Origin of the sequence: Bacteroides uniformis (assembly GCF_025147485.1) — a bacterium.
Lineage (GTDB): Bacteria > Bacteroidota > Bacteroidia > Bacteroidales > Bacteroidaceae > Bacteroides > Bacteroides uniformis.
In genome coordinates this window covers 230,339-248,446 of sequence record NZ_CP102263.1, presented here as the reverse complement: position 1 = coordinate 248,446, position 18,108 = coordinate 230,339, and the positions used below count along the sequence as shown (strand labels likewise).

Annotated in this window: 21 protein-coding genes and 1 pseudogene; 3 read left to right on the top strand and 19 right to left on the bottom strand. The window is 58.3% G+C overall.

From position 1 onward, the window contains the following. Positions 1-66: 66 nt before the first annotated feature. The 19 genes from NQ510_RS01075 to NQ510_RS00985 form a co-directional block, all read right to left on the bottom strand. Entirely contained in the window at positions 67-915 is an 849-nt protein-coding gene (locus tag NQ510_RS01075) for a hypothetical protein (RefSeq protein WP_005647477.1), read from the bottom strand. A gap of 29 nt (positions 916-944) precedes the next feature. Beyond that, entirely contained in the window at positions 945-1,601 is a 657-nt protein-coding gene (locus NQ510_RS01070) for a hypothetical protein (protein ID WP_005647478.1), read from the bottom strand. After that, on the bottom strand, positions 1,588-2,037 hold the full coding sequence (locus tag NQ510_RS01065; protein ID WP_005647480.1) for a DUF3872 domain-containing protein: 450 nt from the start codon (positions 2,035-2,037) through the stop codon (positions 1,588-1,590). Before NQ510_RS01065 ends, NQ510_RS01070 begins: the two co-directional genes overlap by 14 nt. A 26-nt stretch (positions 2,038-2,063) precedes the next feature. Then, complete coding sequence (locus tag NQ510_RS01060; protein ID WP_005647482.1) at positions 2,064-2,645, bottom strand: conjugal transfer protein TraO; 582 nt, start codon at positions 2,643-2,645, stop codon at positions 2,064-2,066. Positions 2,646-2,648: 3 nt separating this feature from the next. Continuing rightward, positions 2,649-3,587 (bottom strand): conjugative transposon protein TraN, encoded by a 939-nt coding sequence (gene traN, locus NQ510_RS01055; protein ID WP_005647484.1) that lies wholly within the window; start codon positions 3,585-3,587, stop codon positions 2,649-2,651. Between the two features lie 37 nt (positions 3,588-3,624). Next, positions 3,625-5,019, bottom strand: a complete 1,395-nt coding sequence (traM, locus tag NQ510_RS01050) for a conjugative transposon protein TraM (RefSeq protein WP_005829888.1) — start codon at positions 5,017-5,019, stop codon at positions 3,625-3,627. A 20-nt stretch (positions 5,020-5,039) separates the two neighbouring features. Beyond that, complete coding sequence (locus NQ510_RS01045; protein ID WP_005647488.1) at positions 5,040-6,206, bottom strand: hypothetical protein; 1,167 nt, start codon at positions 6,204-6,206, stop codon at positions 5,040-5,042. After that, the gene (locus tag NQ510_RS01040) at positions 6,181-6,465 is read right to left on the bottom strand and encodes a TraL conjugative transposon family protein (RefSeq protein ID WP_005647491.1); all 285 of its coding nucleotides are present in this window, start codon (positions 6,463-6,465) and stop codon (positions 6,181-6,183) included. Before NQ510_RS01040 ends, NQ510_RS01045 begins: the two co-directional genes overlap by 26 nt. A 5-nt stretch (positions 6,466-6,470) precedes the next feature. Continuing rightward, the gene (traK, locus tag NQ510_RS01035; protein ID WP_005647497.1) at positions 6,471-7,094 is read right to left on the bottom strand and encodes a conjugative transposon protein TraK; all 624 of its coding nucleotides are present in this window, start codon (positions 7,092-7,094) and stop codon (positions 6,471-6,473) included. Between the two features lie 49 nt (positions 7,095-7,143). Next, the gene (gene traJ / locus NQ510_RS01030) at positions 7,144-8,148 is read right to left on the bottom strand and encodes a conjugative transposon protein TraJ (protein ID WP_005647499.1); all 1,005 of its coding nucleotides are present in this window, start codon (positions 8,146-8,148) and stop codon (positions 7,144-7,146) included. 49 nt (positions 8,149-8,197) lie between these two features. Then, on the bottom strand, positions 8,198-8,827 hold the full coding sequence (locus tag NQ510_RS01025; protein WP_005829892.1) for a DUF4141 domain-containing protein: 630 nt from the start codon (positions 8,825-8,827) through the stop codon (positions 8,198-8,200). Positions 8,828-8,831: 4 nt separating this feature from the next. Continuing rightward, positions 8,832-9,194 carry a DUF3876 domain-containing protein gene (locus tag NQ510_RS01020; RefSeq protein ID WP_005647502.1) on the bottom strand — a complete coding sequence of 121 codons (363 nt, stop codon included), beginning with the start codon at positions 9,192-9,194 and terminating at the stop codon, positions 8,832-8,834. A 215-nt stretch (positions 9,195-9,409) separates the two neighbouring features. Beyond that, the gene (locus NQ510_RS01015; protein ID WP_005647504.1) at positions 9,410-11,911 is read right to left on the bottom strand and encodes a TraG family conjugative transposon ATPase; all 2,502 of its coding nucleotides are present in this window, start codon (positions 11,909-11,911) and stop codon (positions 9,410-9,412) included. Further along, a complete protein-coding gene (locus tag NQ510_RS01010) occupies positions 11,908-12,231 on the bottom strand; it encodes a DUF4133 domain-containing protein (RefSeq protein ID WP_005647508.1) in 324 nt (107 codons plus the stop codon). Before NQ510_RS01010 ends, NQ510_RS01015 begins: the two co-directional genes overlap by 4 nt. Before the next feature lie 11 nt (positions 12,232-12,242). Further along, a complete protein-coding gene (locus tag NQ510_RS01005; RefSeq protein ID WP_005647510.1) occupies positions 12,243-12,542 on the bottom strand; it encodes a DUF4134 domain-containing protein in 300 nt (99 codons plus the stop codon). 18 nt (positions 12,543-12,560) lie between these two features. Continuing rightward, positions 12,561-13,148, bottom strand: a complete 588-nt coding sequence (locus NQ510_RS01000; protein ID WP_005829895.1) for a DUF4122 family protein — start codon at positions 13,146-13,148, stop codon at positions 12,561-12,563. A 19-nt stretch (positions 13,149-13,167) separates the two neighbouring features. After that, a complete protein-coding gene (locus NQ510_RS00995; RefSeq protein ID WP_005647514.1) occupies positions 13,168-13,572 on the bottom strand; it encodes a DUF3408 domain-containing protein in 405 nt (134 codons plus the stop codon). Beyond that, positions 13,553-14,332 (bottom strand): ParA family protein, encoded by a 780-nt coding sequence (locus NQ510_RS00990; protein WP_005840599.1) that lies wholly within the window; start codon positions 14,330-14,332, stop codon positions 13,553-13,555. Before NQ510_RS00990 ends, NQ510_RS00995 begins: the two co-directional genes overlap by 20 nt. Positions 14,333-14,576: 244 nt before the next feature. Then, entirely contained in the window at positions 14,577-14,699 is a 123-nt protein-coding gene (locus tag NQ510_RS00985; RefSeq protein ID WP_005829899.1) for a hypothetical protein, read from the bottom strand. Between the two features lie 360 nt (positions 14,700-15,059). On the opposite strand from NQ510_RS00985, the gene mobA reads away from it, so the two are divergent. The 3 genes and pseudogenes from mobA to NQ510_RS00970 all read left to right on the top strand — a co-directional run. Beyond that, positions 15,060-15,488: a conjugal transfer protein MobA gene (gene mobA, locus NQ510_RS00980; RefSeq protein ID WP_004327358.1), complete on the top strand. Its 429-nt coding sequence runs from the start codon at positions 15,060-15,062 to the stop codon at positions 15,486-15,488. Then, entirely contained in the window at positions 15,485-16,780 is a 1,296-nt protein-coding gene (gene mobB / locus NQ510_RS00975; protein ID WP_005829906.1) for a conjugal transfer protein MobB, read from the top strand. The genes mobA and mobB overlap by 4 nt, the downstream gene beginning before the upstream one ends. Positions 16,781-17,037: 257 nt before the next feature. Beyond that, positions 17,038-17,958: pseudogene (locus tag NQ510_RS00970) on the top strand (YWFCY domain-containing protein); the annotation flags it as partial. Positions 17,959-18,108 lie beyond the last annotated feature (150 nt).

Below are 18,108 nucleotides of genomic sequence, written 5' to 3'. Positions count from 1 at the left end.
CGTTACCGACTTATTCGTAAATCTGTAACGGGGTATTGCTTTCAGCTCCATTTCGTCCGGCTCACGCTACATCTTCAATCCCCGTTTCCGCTCCTGCCGGATCTCGGAGAAGGAGAACTTCCCCGTCTCCTTGTCGAACTTCACCGCCTTGTCCTTCTGCACGCCGTCCGGCGTTTCCATCCGTTTCACCTCCAGCGGCTTCCCGTTGTAGAAGTCCGTCATTTGCCGGTAGCTGAACTTTTCCCCCGTCAGGCTTTCCATCAGGCTGTTCAGCGTATATACGCTGTCTTGGTTATGCACGCTCTCCGGCACGAACTCCGGGTGGTTCCTCACCCAGTCCGGGTACAGCGTCTTCGCCATCAGGCAGACCTCCGGCGAGCGTTCCGCCCACGGGATCATCATCAGCGACTCCCGGCTGTGGGCGGCGCACCTGACATACACTTCGGGCGTGAGCAGGCTTTTCGGCACTCCGCCACGCCCGACGGCGGACATCCCCGACGTTTCCACCGCCACCCGCACCCGCTCCGGTGTTTGCAGGTGCACGGGCAGGACGCTGATGCATCTGCCGTCCAGCGGCAGCAGGAAGTCCGCCATTTCGCCGTTCATCACCTCCGGGCGGATAGCCACCGCCACCCCGTAGAGTTCTTCCGGGTTGTTCTCCCGGCACTCCTTCAGCACCTCCATGCACACCTCCGGGAACGGGATATGCTGGACCAGCCCCCGGTGGAAGTCGTTCCCGAATCCCGCTTCCGTTTCCAGCGCCTTCCGGCACAGTTCCGGTGTCTTCACCTCTTCGGGCACGTTCTCCAACTGCCAGCCGTCCTCTTCAACGGCGGCACGGCACACCTCCGCCGTGCGGTTGTGCCTGCATATCATCTCCAGAGGCACCTGATACATTCTTTCTTCTTGTTCCATGTTTCTGTTTTTTCTTGTTATAAACTTGCTTAAATATCCACTGACAACACACGCATCCACTTGCCGCTCTCCTTATCCGTGGTCCAACATCTTGCCCGTACACGGCAACAGTCTCCTTCCTCTATCCGTTCCAGCAGGCTTTCCCCTTTATCACATTCCGTTTCCGCCAGCAGTTTTTTATCTGCCTCCGAGAGCAACGGCTCTATGTTCACGTATTCACGCACCTCCGGGCATTGCGGCAGCGTGTCCGGCACATCAATATGTATAAAGTATTTCCGGAAATAAAATCGGATTTTTCCGCTTTTTCGTTCCATGCTCCGGGCACGATAAGATGTTGGCACCTCCGTTTTCGCCCGTTTTTCGGCATCGTACACACGGTATCTTTGCAAGGTCAGCGTGCAGCACAGTGCCCCGTCCTTACGCAGGTAAAAGCCCCGTTCCGTCACCCGGAACAGCTCGTGCTCCATGACCCGGCGCATGGTCCGGCTGTCGTCCTTCAGGTCTTCCCAGACCTCACCGGCGGGAACCGTCTCCAGCATGGCAAGTACCTTTTCTGACAGCAGGCTTTCCGGGTATATATTGTCCCCGGCTTGTGGTAGAACAATATCCGAGTGCCATTTCGAGGCATACAGGGCTTCGGAAAACTCCGGTATGTCGAGGTATAAAACCAGATCATTCCGTTCCATCCCCGCCCTCCTTGTCGTTGTCCGCATTGAAGTCGTATTCCAGCTCGACCGCCTGACCGTCCGAGTCCTCCACCCAGACGGTGAAGCTGCTCTGCTCGTCCGACAGCGGGGTGAAATAGAGCCGGAACGTCTCTTTCTCCAGCGGGTAGCGGTCATTGGGCAGCAGTGCCGTGCCGTCATCCAGTTTGAGCGTCCCTTCCCCGTCGAAGAGGAACCAGCGGATCGTGTACCGGGTGTCCTCCCAGCGTCCTTCCCGTTTCAGCTCGCACCGTATCTCCGCCGTCTCGTTCACTTTCAGCTCCTTCGGGACGGGCATCGTCTCCACCGTGAACGGGTATTTCGTCTGAATATCCAGCTTGTCATTACAGGCTGCGACCAGCACGAGGGCGGCCACGATGTAGCAGCCCGTGAATATTTTATAAATCATTGTCCTCATATATACATTATTATATTATATAGCAGTTATCGAATCATGAAGCGGATTCCCACGCCGACCTGCGTGTGGAACCGTCCGCAGTCACCGCCGAACAGCACCCGTTGGCGACCGTTTACCAGCAAGACAATCTTGTCCGTCACGTAGGCGGACAGCTCCAGCGTCAGCGCACCCCCGTAGATGAAATTGTCTTCATCCGTCAGTCGTGAGCCGTCCGGCAGCAGGCTCTCGCCCCAGTTCACCGTCTCGTACCCGGCAAGGGCGGACAGCCCCAGTGCGGCGAAGAACGTCTTCTTCCTGTCGGAAAGGAAGTTCAGGTAATAGCCGCCCTCACCTGTGAACTGGCTCACCGGATAGAGACTGCCCCGGTAGTCGTACCGCTTCTCCAAGTATTCCGCACCGATTACCCAATGGTGGGCGTTCTTCGTGTAGGTACTCACCGCTATCCCGGCGTGGTAGCCGAAGCCGTCGCCGTTTTTCCAGCGCATGTTGTCCGACAGTCCGCCCGTGAGCTGTATGCCCCTCATTCCGGGCAGGCACCGTTGGGCGTGTGCCCGGTTAAAATGCAGGCACACCCCGAAAAGCAGGATAATGAACAGTAACCTTTTCATCGCTTACTTGATTTTCAGTTCGTTAATCTGTTTTGCCGCCACGAGGTCGGCGTTCTCCACCCGGATGGTCTGGTGCCTGCCGCCGTCCTTCTCGAACAGCTCGATGACCAGCAGCTTGTCGTCCGGTATGGTGAACTGCGGGACGGCATACACCGTGCGCACGTCGCTTTTCCCCTCCGTCACCAGCACCTCGTTGTAGCTGCGCACCGGGTCGATCACCCGTTCCTGAATGGCGGTGCGCTTCGGCACTTTCTTGTCGACGATCTTGAACCGGATAAAGTCCGTCCGGAAAGCCACGTTCGACCTGTTCCTTGTTTCCGTGTGGAAATAGAACAGCCCGTTGTGCGAGTGGACGGATTTCAGGAGGAACTGCACCCCGAAGCGTTTGCAGCCCAAGTGCCGGATCTCCCGCCTGTCCTCCTTGTAGATGCTCTGCATGATCAGCTTCACTAAGAGCGGGCTTTCGCCTGCCAGTTCCCTGAAATAGATATTCATGCGGGTATGCGAAAAGTCCGTCGTGTCCCCGTTCTCCAAAAAATCCTTCATCTCGATGTTCAGCATCTCCGGCTCATGCGCATACCGGGCATTGAACGAATAGAAGCTCCCGTCCTCGCAGATAACGGAAAAGTTCGTTTCCCCCGGAAAACCCTCGGTGGTCGCCTTCACCCGGATCACGTTCTCCGCACCGTCCGCTTTCCCGGCGATAATCCAATTGCTTCCCAAGTCCACGTACCGCACCGCCGAGGGGAAGATGATATGCACCGTCTTGGCGAACGTCACCTGCACCCCGTGGGGCGTAACCATCTGCCGGTAGGGTAGCTTCCGTGTAATCCCCTGATACAGGTCGTTGCCCGCAGCCCGCTGTATCGTATCATTCACTTGTGCGTTCGCACCCGTCACCATGCCCATAAGCAGGGCGACCCATCCAAAAATCTTTTTCATTTGTCCTTTCTTTTTAATGGTTTTATAATCTGTCGATCTATTGTTGTTTGGCGTAAAGCATCAGCTCATACCCCGCTTTCAGGTGCACCTTTACCGTGCGGAACTTCTTGGCAAGGTACTGGCTGCCGCCCTGCATCAGCCCACGGGTGATGTCCATTGCTACCTGCTGTCCGGCGCTCCGTGCGAACGAGATGCTCGTTCCCAACCCGCCGCCGATGTTCGCCATCGCCTCCTTTGCCGCTTCCTGTTCCAGCGATGAAGGGACAGACAAGCCTTTCTGCCCGTCACTGTCATACACCGCCAGCTCCACGGGCAGCAAGTTCCCCCGGTATTCGATGGACGACACCACGATATCCAGCCGTTCCCCCTGTACCTTTCCCGTACCCGCAACGAGCGTGTTCTGCGGAATCACAAGGTTTCCCGCTTGCAGCGGTTCGAGCAGCCGGAGCTTCACCGTCTGTCCGTCCATAATCGTCTGATCCCCGTGGATGCACGCCCGTATTGTGTTCTTCCCCATAGCGTACCCGCTGCCTACCGCCGTGTTGAAGCCGTAGTTCCTCGGCTGGCTGTACCGCCGCATGAACTCCGCATCGCTCAGGGGCTGTTGCAGCCCCGATACCGTCCGTTCCCGTGCCGCCTGCACCGCCACGGCGGGCTGTCCCAAACCGTTGCCGTCCTGTCCGGTGGCGGGCACCTGCACGGCTACGCCGTCCCGCCCGTTCTGTCCCATGTACTTGGCGGCAAGCTCGTAGCTCTTCTCCATCAGCGCCACCTGATCGTCGATTCCGCCCGCCTGCCGTTCCCTTTCTTCCAGCTTGGCGGTCAGCTCCTCCACCTGCCTTTTCAGCTCCTCCTTTTCCCCGTCCACCTTCGGCTCCTCGTAGAACGAGCCGAGCTGACGGTTGATGTCCCGGTAGGCGGTAACGGAGGAACGGCTGCCGCCGCCCTTGTCCGAATAGTCCCTGAACGGTTCCCGTTCCGGCTCGCTGTCCGGCAGTTCCATTTCCACCCCGTCCGTATTGCTCTCTTCGGAGAAGGCGAAGTCCTCCAGCGAGCGCACCTTCTCCGCCTGCTGTTTCTCCGCCTGCGCCTGCTCGTAGGCTTTCCGCTTGTCGCCGATGATCCCGTCGTTCTCCGGCAGGGGGATGTCGGCGTTGAACGCCCCCACGGTGTCCCGGTTCACGCCCTGCTCCTCCGAAGGTGCGAATATCAGCCACATCGAGCCGAGGAACAGCAAGCCCATCAGCGGATATACCATCAGCTTCTTCCGTTGCTGCAACTGTTTCGGCGTGAGCGGCTTGGCTGTATTCTTTTCCTTTTTCCCGCCGCCCTTGTCCTCCTTCTTTCCGTTCCCCGTCTCCGGGGCTGCGGCATCCGCCACCGTCACGTGCTGCGTTGCCGTTGCTTTTTCTTGGTTCTGTTCTTCCATCATGTCAAAAATTTATGGTTGTCCTACATTCTGATTCTTCTCCCCGGAGGCTTCCGCCTGCCTGTCTCCCCGGTTTGCCGCTTGCCGGGCGGTTCCTTCCGTTCCCGTTTGAGCGATGCCGTGGGGCTTGCCCGGTTGTCCGCCCGCAGGTGCGCAGCCTTCCGTTCCCGGCTTGCCGCCTTTTCGGGGAACAGCCTCGCTTCCAGACCTGCCAGTTCTTTCGCCGCACGCTCCCGGATGGCACGGTTGTGGCGTCCGATGGCGGCTTCCGGGTAGTCCCGGGAGAGATCCCCGTTGTCTTCGCTCAGGTGGTAGTCCCATCTCAGCCGGGCGATACCGGCAAAGTCCTCCGTCAGCCCGTACTTCTCCACCGTCTCCTTCGGTACTTCCCGCTGACCGTCCCAGCCGTGGCGGGCGATCCCGTGGAGCAGCGCCCGTTCCGCCTTCACCGCTTCCAGATAGTCGCCGGGCAGTCTGCCGCCCGTCTTCCTCTCGTAAAGGGCGGCGGCTTGCCGCATCAGCTTTCCCCGCTCGTCCGCCTCCCGCAACTCGATCTGTTCCATGACGGTGTGGTTGTCGCCCCGCATCTCCTCGCTCCATTCCCGGCTCAGTTCTTCGAGCCTGCGGTAGCCTTCCGCCAGCCCGTGGCGGATGGCCACCGAGTCGTCCGGTTTCTCGCCTTTCAGGGCAAGCCTTTTCAGTGCGTCGAGGTCGCCCTCCCTCATGCAGCAGTTCAGCAGCCGGTGCGCCGCATCCCGTTCCGCCTGCGCTTCGGGGGATAACGGCTGCGGGGCGTTGCGCCTCGTGTACTCGTACTCCAGCACCTTGTATTGCGCCTCCAGACGCAGCATCGGGCTTTCCGCCGCCTCCCTCACGCTCCGGGGGATTGCCGCCCCCTCACGCATCCCGTAACGGGTCTCTTTCAGGGCGTCCATGACCGCCCGCCATTCGGGATAGCTCGTCTGGTACACGTACCGGAAGAACCTGTGTTCCAGCAGCAGCTCCGCCTGTTTCCTTGTTACCTCCGGGCAGTCCCGGTAGTCCCTGACGGACTGGAGGATTGCACCGGCATCCGCACGCCTCTTATTCAGCAGGCTCCCGAAATACGCCGCCACCTGCCTCATGTTCCGCTCCTCCTGCCGCTCCCGGCGGCGGAGCAGCCACTCACTCAACTTCTCCGCCAGTCCCATGCCGTCCGCTTTCAAAAGGGTTGATAATACTGTCATTGGGCAATTGCAGGCGCCTGATATGCTCTATCCCCAGTTCCTTCCCGTCGTTCCTGCCGATGCGGTAGATGGAGGAGACGGTCATATAGACCGACAGTGCGCCGAACGCCGCCAGCATCACGAGGATGATTGCCACACGCATGTCGGGCGAGATACGCCCGGCGAGGCGGCGGAGCTTCCCGTCCGCCCGGTCCTGCGCCTTTGTGATGAATTTCCTTATCATAGCCGTCAGCGTTTGAGGGTCTGCAAATCCTTGTTTTCCGTGATCTCGAATCCCTCGATGATGAAGCCCTGCGGGTTGTTGTCACTCCTGACCGCATCCAGCAGGCGGCAGCGGGTCACAAGGCTGCGCTCCGTAACGGAGCTTTCCCGCAGGATGATCTGCCGGGCGAATGTCCGCACGCTGTACGGGTACTTGTCGAAGTCGCACCGCAGGCTGTCTATCTCTATCATCTGGTTGATGTTCCCCGAGATTATCCGGTTGTAATACCCCTTTTCCGAGAGGTCCTTGTAGTAGTTGAAGGCGCTCTTGTCCGCCAGCAGCAGCGAGCGTTTGATATTCCCCTCGATAGCCGACTTGTCGGGCGAGAGCGTGAAGAACAGCTCGTGGAAGCGGCGCACGTGCTCCCGTGCCTCCACCGGGCGGTTCTGCCGCACGTCCTGCGAGAGCGCCAGCATCAGGCTCTTGCCGTTGTCCAGCACGTAGATCTTCTGCCGCTGCGCCTCGGCGAAGCTGTACGACTTCCACAGGGCGAAGCCCGTCACCACGGCGCACAGGCAGGCGAATACCAGCGTGAAGAGCCGTATCTGCCTGAAGCTCGTTTCGATATTTTTCAAACTTTTAAATTCCATGTTTCCGGTTTTTTATTCGTTATGACTCATTTTCTTGGGGCATCCGCCGCTACTTGATGATTTTTCCGGCGATGTTCCCCACGGCGGCGCCCGCACCCGCTGCGGCGACGTTGCCGACCCTGTTTGCGGTCTGGTTCATCGCACGGTTGGCTTGGCTCACCCCGCCCGCCATGATGATCCAGTTGGCGACCGTCGGGATGGTGAAGTACCCGAATATCCCGATGATTAAAAAAATGATGTACACCGTGTTCGAGCTGTCCGGGATGAAGGTCGGGTCGCTCATCGCCTCGATGTCACGGGTGAGCATCAGCACTTGGATGCGTGCCAGCACCGAGCTGAACAGGTCGCTCACGGGCAGCCACATGTAGATGGAGATGTACCTCGTTATCCACTGCGTGAGCGTGCTCTGGAACCCGTCATAGACCGAGAGGGCGAACGCTATCGGACCGAGGATGGAAAGGGCGATCAGGAAGAACGTCCGTATCGTGTCGATCACCAGCGCAGCCGACTGGAACAGCAGTTCGAGCAGTTCTTGGAACCACAGCCGGATGTTCCGTTTCATGTTGTATTCCGTCCGGTCGATGTACATCACTGCCATCGTCTTCAAGTCCTTGGGCGACCAGCCCAGCTCGTCGAGCTTCTTGTCGAAGTCCTCCTTGCTCGCCAGATACGCCTTCTCCGGGTCACGGCGGAACGCCTCCCTCTCCAGCGTTTCCTTCTGCTCCCGGTATCGGTTCATATCGAAGGTCTGTGATTCGAGCATCCCGTGGCAGCCCTTCACTACGGGCGAGAGCACCGCGTTGATCGTGCCGATGACGAAGGTGGGGAAGAAGAGGATGCACAGCCCGATGGCAAACGGGCGGAGCAGCGGGTACACGTCGATGGGTTCGGCACGGGCGAGCGCCTGCCACACCTTGGCGGCTACGTAGAACAGCGCACCCAGCCCGGCAATTCCCTTGGCTACACCCGTCAGCTTCTCGCAGAGCGGCATCATGTCCTGATACAATACCTGCAATATCTCGTGCAGGTTCGTGAAGTCTATCGCTAACAACATAGTCCTATATTATATTTATGTACGTGAACATTATTATATATTGCCGGTCTCACCAGTAACGGTCTTCCGCATCCCCGTAGAGAGCCACCACCCGGTCGGCGTCCTTTTTCTTCTTCGCCCGCAGGTAGCTCACCGAGATGTTCTTGTCCGTATAATACTGCACGAGGTTACGGTACTCCAGCAGCCGCTTGTAGCTCTGGTCGATGATTGCCAGCCGTTCGGCGTCCGAGAGCGACATCCCCGTCACGTTCACCACGTTCTTCAGGTCTTGCAGGATGTCCGCACTCTCGCTCAGCAGCTTGGCGTACCCGAACGAGATGGTTTCCAGCTCGTCCGGCGTGTAGTTCGGGTCGCCCAGCATCTTCTGGTAGTTGCGCACGTAGATTTCCGAGATGTCCGCCACCAGCCCGATGGACTTCTTCACCTTCACGCCGCCTTTCACCACGTCATGCACCGCCTTGAGCGCATCGTAATACTTACGCCCCTGCTCGAATATCTTCGCCGTCTCCCTGAATCCGTCCAGCGTGTGCTGTGCGGTGGCGGAGGTCTCCACCATCTCCTTAGCCGTGTTGATGATGCCCTGCGCCAGATTGCCGGGGTCGTGTACGACCCATTGGGCGTTGGCCGCACCTGCCGTCAGGCACGCCACGCCCAGAATGATTGCCTTTATCGTTCTCATGTCCTTACTGTTTTAGGGTTCCGTCACTCTTTCTCCTGTACTCTCCGCCCGGCGACAGCCGGATGCGGTCTTTCTCCCGGTCATAGTCCATCATCACGGCAAAGCCCGTCTCGATGAACAGCACCCCTTCCGTTTCCCGGACGAGGTAGGTCTCCGCTTCACTGCCGCCCTTGTGGTTCCTGTGCATGACCGTCACACGGTACTTGCCGTCCTCTTCCCAGAGGGTGAAGGGCGGCTTGCCGCCCGTGCTGACCCACTCGCCGCACATCTTTTCCAACCGTTCCGCATTTGTCTCCTTGCAGGAAATGACAAACGCCAGCGCCACTGTTACCGCCGACAGCAGCAGGATTAAATTCAATCGTTTCATCTTGATTCCGTTTTTTTAAGTTTTACAAAATTTTATTCTCTCCATTCCGTTTAGCCGTTTGTACATCCAGCCGTTTAGCCAGCCAACTGTTTAACCGTTTAACCGTTTGACCGTTTAGCCGTTTGGTCAGTCATCCGACCCTTTAGCCGTTCGTCCGGTCAATCAACCATCCGTCCGGCAGCCTGTCCGCCGCTCCCAGTCAGCACATCGGCACATTATTTATACTTCGTTTCCGCCAGCCGCTTGATGGCAAGCTCCAAATCCCCGCCCAGCTCTTCCGCCAGTGCGAACACCTCCGTCTTCTCGCTCTCCTCGGTGGTATAGGTCAGGTACTCGGCAGCCGATACCTCCGTGGCATACACCGCCGACTGCACACCGTTCAGACCGATCCACACCTCCTTGTACTTCCGTCCGGGATGGTTGGCGAGGTTGATGGAGAGTATCTGCGACTTCTCCTTGTCCGTCAGACCGAGCATCGACTGGATGCCGTCGAACTTGTTCATGTACTTCTTCTGGTCGAGCAGGATCTTGCAGTCCGAGTTGGTGATGATAGCCTCCTTCACGATGGGGGACGAGATGATGTCGTCCACCTCCTGCGTGACGACAATCGCCTCGCCGAAATATTTCCTGACAGTTTTATAGAGGTACTTCAGATATTCACTCATACTCGGCGAGGAAAGGGCTTTCCAAGCCTCCTCGCAGATCAGCATCTTCCGCACCCCTTTCAGGCGGCGCAGCTTGTTGATGAAGGCTTCCATGATGATGATCGTAACCACGGGGAACAGTTCGGCGTTATCTTTTATACTGTCAATTTCAAATACGATGAACCGCTTGTGCAGCAGGTCGATGTTCTCGTTCGAGTTCAGCAGGAAGTCGTAGCGACCGCCCTTGTAATACTGCCTGAGCGTGGTCAGGAAGTTGTCGATGTTGAAGTCCTTCCGGCTCACCTTGATGTCCCTTGCAGCCAGCTCCTTCCGGTAATCGTTCAGCATGTACTCGTAGAAGGTGTCGAACGAGGGGACGATGTCCCGGTTCTGCTGTATCCGGCGGATGTACGCCGACACCGCACTGCCCAGCTCGCCGCTCTCCGTCTTCGTGATTTTCTCGTCCTCGCCCTTCCACAGCGCCAGCAGCAGCGTCTTGATGCTGTCCTTCTTCTCCACGCTGAACTTGTAGTCGTCCGTGAAGAAGGGGTTGAAGCTGATGGGCTTCTCCTCCGTGTACGTGTAGTAAATCCCGTCCTCGCCCTTGGTCTTGCGGTGGATCAGCTCGCACAGCCCTTGGTACGAGTTGCCCGTGTCGATCAGCACGATGTGGCTGTTTTGCTCGTAATACTGGCGCACGAGGTGGTTCATGAAGAACGACTTGCCGCTTCCGCTCGGACCGAGGACAAACTTGTTGCGGTTCGAGATCACCCCTTTCTTCATCGGCAGGTCGCTGATGTCCAGATGCAGCGGTCTGCCCGTCATCCTGTCCGCCATCTTGATGCCGAAGGGCGAGAGCGAGTCCTTGTAGTTCGTCTCTTCGGTGAAGAAGCACAGGGCTTGTGGGATGAACGTGTAGAAGCTCTCCTCGAAGGGGAAGTCCCCCTCGTTCCCCGGTATCGCCGCCCAAAAGAGCGTGGGCACGTCCACCGTGTTGTGCCTCGGCTTGCACTCCATCAGGGCGAGCTGGCTGCCTACCTCGTTCTTGATGCGCCTGAGTTCCTCCCGGTCGTCGCTCCACGCCATCACGTTGCAGTGGCAGCGTACCGAGGTCAGCCCTTTCGAGTGCGCCTCGTTCAGGTATTCCTCGATCCATGCCTTGTTGATCTGGTTGGAGCGGGAGTAGCGGGAGAGCGAGTGCATGTTCCGGGCGGTCTGCTCGAAGCGTTTCAGGTTCTCCCCGTGGTCGTCGATGAAGATGTACTGGTTGTAGCAGTGGTTGCAGTCCAGCAGCAAGCCCACCGGGGCGGCGAACGACAGCCGGCAGTCCGAGCGGTCGGTCGAGAGCCGCTCGTAACGGCTGTCCGTCGCCACCTTGCCCGGCAGGTCTTCCGTGTCCGAGAGGGTGTGCAGGCAGAGGATGTCGTCGCCGATGCGCATCTCCTCCGGGTTCAACTGGATGTCCTTCAGCACCGTCGTGTCGTGCTGCGAGAGCGAGAGGTACTTCTCCACGATGCCCGCTGACCGTTCCGTCCCGGTGATCTCGTCCGTCGTGAGGCGGCGCAGCGTAACCAGCCCGCTGTCGTTCATGATCTTCTCGAATTGACCGACCGCTTCGAGGAACCTCGTAACCGTCTCCCGGTCCTCGATCTCCTTGGGGACAAGCCTGCCCTTGCAGAGGGTGGAGAACGTGCTTTCCTGACGGCTCCGTGCCTTCGTCGTCTTGGTAAGGAACAGGTAGCAGAAGTGGTTCAGGAACGGGCGTTCGTTGAAGTGCCTCTCAAAGCTCCGGCTCAGGAAGCTAAGGTCGTCCCTGTCCGTTTCCGGCCGGTACTTCTCCTCGATGAAGAAGTCCTGCTTGTGCACGATGGAATACTCCGGCAGCACCTTCACCGCCTTGTGCCAAGCCGAGTGGATCGCCTCGTACTCGCTCCCCGTGACGGAGAACAGTTCCGGCAGTTCCACCCTGAAGGCGACCGTCACGTCCGCCTCCTTGCTCACGATGCAGCCGTTCTCCACCGCCAGCAGCGGGAACTTGCTTTCGAGCGTCGCCGCTTTCATTACGTTTTTCATTCTTGCCAGTGTTTAAAGATAAATAATCGGGGGATTTTCAGGCGGTTCACCACGTACCTCGGATGCCTCCTGCGGGCGGCTGCCTTCATCAGCCCGTGCGTGCCGTACCGGGCGTTCAGCCGGAAGGTCAGCCATACCAGCAGTGTAGCCGCAGCCACGCCGAAGCCGATGCACACCCACTGGTTCACGCCCGCCATGTACAGGATGACGAACACCACGAACACGGCGAGCAGACCGCCGCAGAAGATGAAGAGGTACTGGCTTTCCAGCCCCTTGAACTCCACGTTCCTGCCGATCCCCTTGTTGATTTCCATGTCCATAGTCCGCTGTTTTACAGGAAGAACGAACGCAGGATGGTGGCGGCTACAATCAGGAAGATGCAGGCTCCGAACCAGCTCGCCGCCGTCTTCGACGTGTCGGGGTCGCCGGAGCTGAACTTCCCATATACTTTCACCCCTCCGATCAAGCCGACCACCGCACCGATGGCGTAAATCAGTTTCGTCCCCGGTTCAAAATACGAGGTAACCATCTGCGTGGCTTCCGTGATGCCCGCCTGCCCGTTTCCCTGCGCCATTGCGCCCACGGCAGCCAGTATGCAGGCCGCCGTGAATAAGATTCTCTTTTGTCTCATTTGTCTTTAAAATTTTAATTAAACATTATGGTTGTCCATCAGCCGGGCGACACGCTCACGTGCGCCCTCGAACTCGTCCAGCATCGCCTCCCAGATGTCCGACCCCATCACGGACGGCAGCACTTCACGGGCTTCCCGCTCCGCCTTTTCGTCCGCATTGTCCGACACCAGTACCCGGCGCACCTTTTTCAGGTCATCGAAAGAGTACCCCGTGGCGAAGTCGGGGTTGCCGTCCGGGTAATAAGCCTCTAATTCCTCTTCCTCCTCCAGTTCCCGGATCTCCTCCGGCGTGGGTTCATAGTCCGTCTCCTCCTCGTCCTCCTCCGGCTCGATGTCGGAGTAGTCCGCCCCGTCGTCCTCCGCTGCGGGTTCGTCCACGGCCCCGGCTGCCGCTTCCTCCCCGTCCTCCGCTCCGAAGGGCAGGTAGGTGCTTTCTCCCATGACCGTGTACGGCTCGCCCGGTTGCCCCGGTTCCTTTCCCGTTCCGTCCGTGTCTTCGTCCGTCTCCGCTGTCCCGAATATCCCGGTGATGTCCTGCCGGTAGTATTTCCACAGCACGACAAGGTAATAGAGCAGCAGGACGGTGAGCGATAATTTCAGTATCATGCCGTTTCCTCCTTCCTTTTTAAAAGAGGTTCTCCAGTTTCCCGGCGTATGCCGCCTCGATCTCCTCCCGGTATTGCTCGAAGTGCTGCGCCAGCACGTTGTCGATGTATGCCGAGAGCGACACCTTGCCGCCCGTCAGCATCACCGAGATTTTGGCGATGCGCTCGTGGTACTCACGGCGCACATAGACCGGCTTGCCGTAGCGGGCGGGGATGTCCATGCCTTTGAGGAAGGTCGTCTCATAGTCCGCCTGCCTTCCCTTGCGCCGTCTTGTGTCCGCCGCCTTCCCTTCCTGCGCCTTCTCCACCGGCACGGCGGTTTCCTCCTTTCCGGTTCCCGGTTCTCCCGTCCCTGCCGCCTCGCCCGCCATCATCCGCATCAGCAGCTCCTCGTCGATGGGCTTCTCATTCCGCTGCTTCTTCATAGCCTTCCAGTTTGAGGATGGTCGCTATCTCACGGGTCAGTTCGGGGATGCCGCTGCCTGCCAGCATCCGCCTGTCGGGAGCCAGCAGCGTGGAGCGGAACACCGTCCGTCCCGTGCCGTCCGCCTCCTTGCGGAAGCGTTTCGTGTCGGGGATGCGGGTTTGCAGCATCGGCAGCCCCATGTCGGCGACCACCTGCCCGTACTTCTCGTACAGCCCGCTCGTTTCCCGCTTGTCCACTTGGTTCCAGAAAAGGTAAAGCCCCTTCAAGCGGCTCGTCTCCTTGCCCAGCATCATCCGTTGCAGCACGTCGAGGAAGGAGAGCGTGCTTTCCAGCACCGCCTTGTCCGCACTCACTGGGGCGAAGATGTAGTCCATCTGTGCGATCGTGCGCAGGATGCCCGCCGAGTTCACCGTGCCCGGCAGGTCGAAGAAGAGCAGGTCGTAGCAGCCTTCCGCCGCCAGCTCCCTTGCCGTGTCGGGGGCTTGCTCCACCCGGCACTTGCGCACCGGATAGGCGGCACGCCCCGGCTGCCGCATCTGTTCGTAAGCCGCCCGTTTCAGGTATTCGTTCTCCAGTACCGCCCGGCTGTCCCGTTCCCGCATCTCGTACAGGCTGTACTGCGGGAAGTCGCAGTCGATCACCGCCAGCGGACACCCCAAGCGGTAGTGCAGGTAGCCCGCCACCAGCACCGTGATAGCCGTCTTGCCGCTGCCGCCTTTCTGTGTGGCGAAAGCCACGTTCAATGTCTGTCTGTCCATATCGTCATTCTGTTGGTTATTCATCCGGCTGCCCGTGCAGCCGTTTCTCTGTTCACTCAATCGGTCAGCTTTTCAGCCACTCTGCCGTCCGTTCATCCGTTCAGGCATCCGGTCATACATTCAGCCCGGCATCCATCCAATCATCCGACTGCCCGCTTGTCCGGCTGTCCAGCCGTTTGACCGTTTAGTCATTTAGCCGTTTGGCTGTTTAGCCAATCATCCGTCCGTTTGTCCGGCAAGACCGTCAGCCGTTCGGCTGTCCGGTTGTTTCCTTGTCTATCCGGACAGTCGTTTCACCGCTTCCACGGCGCAAAGGAATATCAAAATACCGATAGTTTATCCGTTTGATTATCAACGTGTCGTGCATTGTCTTTCCACCCGTAGGTTTGTCGCATCCGGGTATGGTGTCCGGACGGGGAAAGGGCTGTTACTTTGCAGGCGGAAACCAAAATGAAGTAAGAATGAAAAAGAGCGGCAATCGCCCGAGGGAGTGCCCCGGCACTCCGCAGCAGGCAAGGGCATCCCCAATCTGTCCGGCAGGACGGATTTTATTTTCAAACGAAAATGGCAAGTTGTGTGCTGCGGCACTCGAAATGAATTTCGTGCCTCACCACCACCTTGCCCCCTCGATGTGGCATCCCCCTCCGGAGTCGGGGGCTGCTCACGGGGGAGAGCCGTAGGCATACGGCGTTTTCAGACCATGTTTCACTTAAAATTTTACAGGATGATGGACAATCAGAAGAAGTATGCGGGCAACCACGGGCGAAAGCCCAAGCCCGACAAGATGCGCCACCGCTACGTGTTCCGTCTGGACGACGGGGACAACGCCCGTTTCCTCGCGCTTTTCGACGAGTCGGGCAAGGCGACCAAGGCGGAGTTTATCGTTTCCGCACTTTTCGGCAGGGAGATTAAGGTCATTAAACTGGATAAGGGGACGCAGGATTTCTACATGCGCCTGACCACTTTCCACTCGCAGTTCCGTGCCATAGGCACGAACTACAACCAATGCGTGCGTGCGCTCAAATCCAATTTCTCGGAGAAGAAAGCCCTCGCTTTCCTCTACAAGCTGGAGCGGCACACCCTCGAACTGGTCGAGTTGAGCAAGCGGATTTCCGCACTGGTGGAGGAGTTCCAAAGCAAATACCCCGTCCGATGATAGCCAAGATCTCGCACGGCAGCAGCCTGTACGGGGTGCTTGCCTACAACCAGTTGAAGGTGGACGAACGGCACGCCGACGTGCTTTTCACCAGCCGGATTATCGAGCCGCAGGGCGATAACCCCTACACGATAGGGCATCTTTCCCGCTCGTTCAGTGATTACCTCACAGCCAATCGCAAGACCGAGAAGCCCGTCCTGCACATCTCCCTCAATCCCGACCCGAAGGATTGCTTGAGCGAAGAGCGGTTTGTCAGCTTGGCGGAGGAGTATATGCGGCGCATGGGCTTCGGCGACCAGCCCTATATCGTCTATCGCCACAACGACATCGGGCGGGAGCACCTGCACATCGTCTCCGTCCGGGTGGACGAAACCGGGCGGGCGATTTCCGACAGCTACGAGCACGGGCGTTCGATGAAGGTCTGCCGGGAGCTGGAACGGCAGTTCGATCTTGTCCCGGCTACGCCCAAGCAGTGGAAGGAGGGGCTGCCCTTGTCGCCCGTCGGTTACGGGGACGGCAACCTCAAGGGGCAGTTGGCAGGAGTCATCCGCCCGCTCGCCCGGGAGTGGCGTTTCCGTACACTGGGCGAATACCGTGCCGTCCTTTCCCTTTACGGCATCACGGTGGACGAGGTGAAGGGGGAATACGGCGGGCGGGAGTATCACGGCTTGACCTATTCGGCAACCGACAGGGAGGGCAACAAGGTCGGCAAGCCCTTCAAGTCCTCCGTGTTCGGCAAGGAGGCGGGCGTCGCAGCCCTCGAAAGGCGGATGCACAACGCTGCCGCATGGGAAAAGACCCACAGGGAGGTCGCCGCCGCCACCGCCGGAAAGGTTGCCGCCGCCATGCAGACCGCAGGGCATGACCGGGCGCAGTTCGAGCGGGAACTCATGCGGCAGGGTATCGGCGTGGTATTCCGTCAGAATGAAGCCGGGCGCATCTATGGGGCGACCTTCATCGACCATGCCGCCAAAGCCGTCTTCAACGGCTCCCGTCTGGGCAAGGAGTTCTCCGCAGGCGTGTTCAACGACCTTTTCACCGGGCAGGAAGGCATTCACCTGCCGCAACCCTCCGCCGGAGTGGAACATCCCACCCGGCAGCAGGAGCATACGGGCGCATCCCAATGGGACGGACACGATACCGGCTATCGTCCCGACCACAAGGACGGCAGCACCCAAAACGTGGCGGCCGCCTTCAACCTCTTTGCCCCCGTACCCGGCGGAGCCTCCGGCGACCAGCCCGTACCGCCCCGAAAAAGGAAGAAAAAACGCAAATATGGAAGGCAACAGTAACAATGCCCAATGCCCATCCGCATGGCACACCGACCTCATTTTCGCAGCGTAAAGCGGAACGCAGCGATTTTCGGATAAGGACAAAAAGCTGTTTGAGCGTAGCGAGTTCTTTTTGTCCCCGAAAATTGCGAAGTGGAGTAGCGAGAAAATGCAGTCTTGACTTTTTCTTTTTGGTATCTTTTTCTTTTGTATCAAGACAAAAGAAAAAGTACATATACATAATAAAACGAAGTTTTATCATTAATTTTCAACGAATTATGCAAAACGAAGACGATTTGCGTGGACTCGCCAAAGTCATGGAGTTCATGCGTGCGATAAGCATTTTATTTGTAGTCATCAATATTTACTGGTTCTGTTACCAGTCTGTCCGGGAGTGGGGCATCGACATCGGCGTTGTCGATAGGATATTGCTCGGCTTCCAGCGTACCGCCGGGCTGTTCTCCAGTATCCTCTGGACGAAGCTCTTCGCCGTGCTGTTCCTCGCCCTTAGCTGCCTCGGCACAAAGGGCGTGAAGGAGCAGAAAATCACGTGGCGCAGGATCATCCTTTGCGGCGTGTCCGGCTTGCTGCTCTTTTTCGGCAACGGGTGGCTGCTCGCCCTTCCTCTGTCGCTTCCGGCGGGCACCGTGCTGTATATCGCCACCCTTACCGCCGGGTATATCTGCCTGCTCATGGCGGGGCTGTGGATGTCCCGCCTGCTGAAGACCGACCTGCTCGAAGACGTGTTCAACGTCGAGAACGAATCCTTCATGCAGGAGACCGAGCTGAAGGAGAACGAGTATTCCGTCAACCTCCGCACCCGCTTCTGGTTCCGGGGCAGGGCGTATGACGGATGGATCAACCTTGTCAATCCCTTCCGTGCGACGATGGTCTTGGGCACGCCCGGTTCGGGCAAGTCCTATGCAATTATCAATCAGTACATCAAACAGACCATCGAGAAGGGCTATTCGCTTTTCCTGTATGATTTCAAGTACCCCGACCTCTCCGAGATAGCTTACAACCACCTGCTCGCCCATTTGGACGGCTACAAGGTCAAGCCCAAGTTCTACGTGATAAACTTCGACAACCCGAGGGAGAGCCACCGCTGCAACCCCATCCACCCCGACTTCATGACCGACATATCCGATGCCTACGAGAGTGCCTACACGATTATGTTAAATTTGAACCGAACGTGGGTGTGACCTGTAAAGTCACGTAATTGATTGTTAGACAGTGATATTAATTGCATGATTTAACCCGCTGTTCCGTCAGCGGTAGCCTACTATAAGGTGCATCTCCAGTGATGGGTTGTGCCAAGCTTATAGGACAAAGTACACTTTCCGAAAGGA

Coding starts and splice junctions, on each gene's coding strand:
- NQ510_RS01075 (WP_005647477.1), bottom strand. CDS start 915: ATGGAACAAGAAGAAAGAATGTATCAGGTGCCTCTGGAGATGATATGC.
- NQ510_RS01070 (WP_005647478.1), bottom strand. CDS start 1,601: ATGGAACGGAATGATCTGGTTTTATACCTCGACATACCGGAGTTTTCC.
- NQ510_RS01065 (WP_005647480.1), bottom strand. CDS start 2,037: ATGAGGACAATGATTTATAAAATATTCACGGGCTGCTACATCGTGGCC.
- NQ510_RS01060 (WP_005647482.1), bottom strand. CDS start 2,645: ATGAAAAGGTTACTGTTCATTATCCTGCTTTTCGGGGTGTGCCTGCAT.
- traN (WP_005647484.1), bottom strand. CDS start 3,587: ATGAAAAAGATTTTTGGATGGGTCGCCCTGCTTATGGGCATGGTGACG.
- traM (WP_005829888.1), bottom strand. CDS start 5,019: ATGATGGAAGAACAGAACCAAGAAAAAGCAACGGCAACGCAGCACGTG.
- NQ510_RS01045 (WP_005647488.1), bottom strand. CDS start 6,206: ATGGGACTGGCGGAGAAGTTGAGTGAGTGGCTGCTCCGCCGCCGGGAG.
- NQ510_RS01040 (WP_005647491.1), bottom strand. CDS start 6,465: ATGATAAGGAAATTCATCACAAAGGCGCAGGACCGGGCGGACGGGAAG.
- traK (WP_005647497.1), bottom strand. CDS start 7,094: ATGGAATTTAAAAGTTTGAAAAATATCGAAACGAGCTTCAGGCAGATA.
- traJ (WP_005647499.1), bottom strand. CDS start 8,148: ATGTTGTTAGCGATAGACTTCACGAACCTGCACGAGATATTGCAGGTA.
- NQ510_RS01025 (WP_005829892.1), bottom strand. CDS start 8,827: ATGAGAACGATAAAGGCAATCATTCTGGGCGTGGCGTGCCTGACGGCA.
- NQ510_RS01020 (WP_005647502.1), bottom strand. CDS start 9,194: ATGAAACGATTGAATTTAATCCTGCTGCTGTCGGCGGTAACAGTGGCG.
- NQ510_RS01015 (WP_005647504.1), bottom strand. CDS start 11,911: ATGAAAAACGTAATGAAAGCGGCGACGCTCGAAAGCAAGTTCCCGCTG.
- NQ510_RS01010 (WP_005647508.1), bottom strand. CDS start 12,231: ATGGACATGGAAATCAACAAGGGGATCGGCAGGAACGTGGAGTTCAAG.
- NQ510_RS01005 (WP_005647510.1), bottom strand. CDS start 12,542: ATGAGACAAAAGAGAATCTTATTCACGGCGGCCTGCATACTGGCTGCC.
- NQ510_RS01000 (WP_005829895.1), bottom strand. CDS start 13,148: ATGATACTGAAATTATCGCTCACCGTCCTGCTGCTCTATTACCTTGTC.
- NQ510_RS00995 (WP_005647514.1), bottom strand. CDS start 13,572: ATGAAGAAGCAGCGGAATGAGAAGCCCATCGACGAGGAGCTGCTGATG.
- NQ510_RS00990 (WP_005840599.1), bottom strand. CDS start 14,332: ATGGACAGACAGACATTGAACGTGGCTTTCGCCACACAGAAAGGCGGC.
- NQ510_RS00985 (WP_005829899.1), bottom strand. CDS start 14,699: ATGCACGACACGTTGATAATCAAACGGATAAACTATCGGTATTTTGAT.
- mobA (WP_004327358.1), top strand. CDS start 15,060: ATGGACAATCAGAAGAAGTATGCGGGCAACCACGGGCGAAAGCCCAAG.
- mobB (WP_005829906.1), top strand. CDS start 15,485: ATGATAGCCAAGATCTCGCACGGCAGCAGCCTGTACGGGGTGCTTGCC.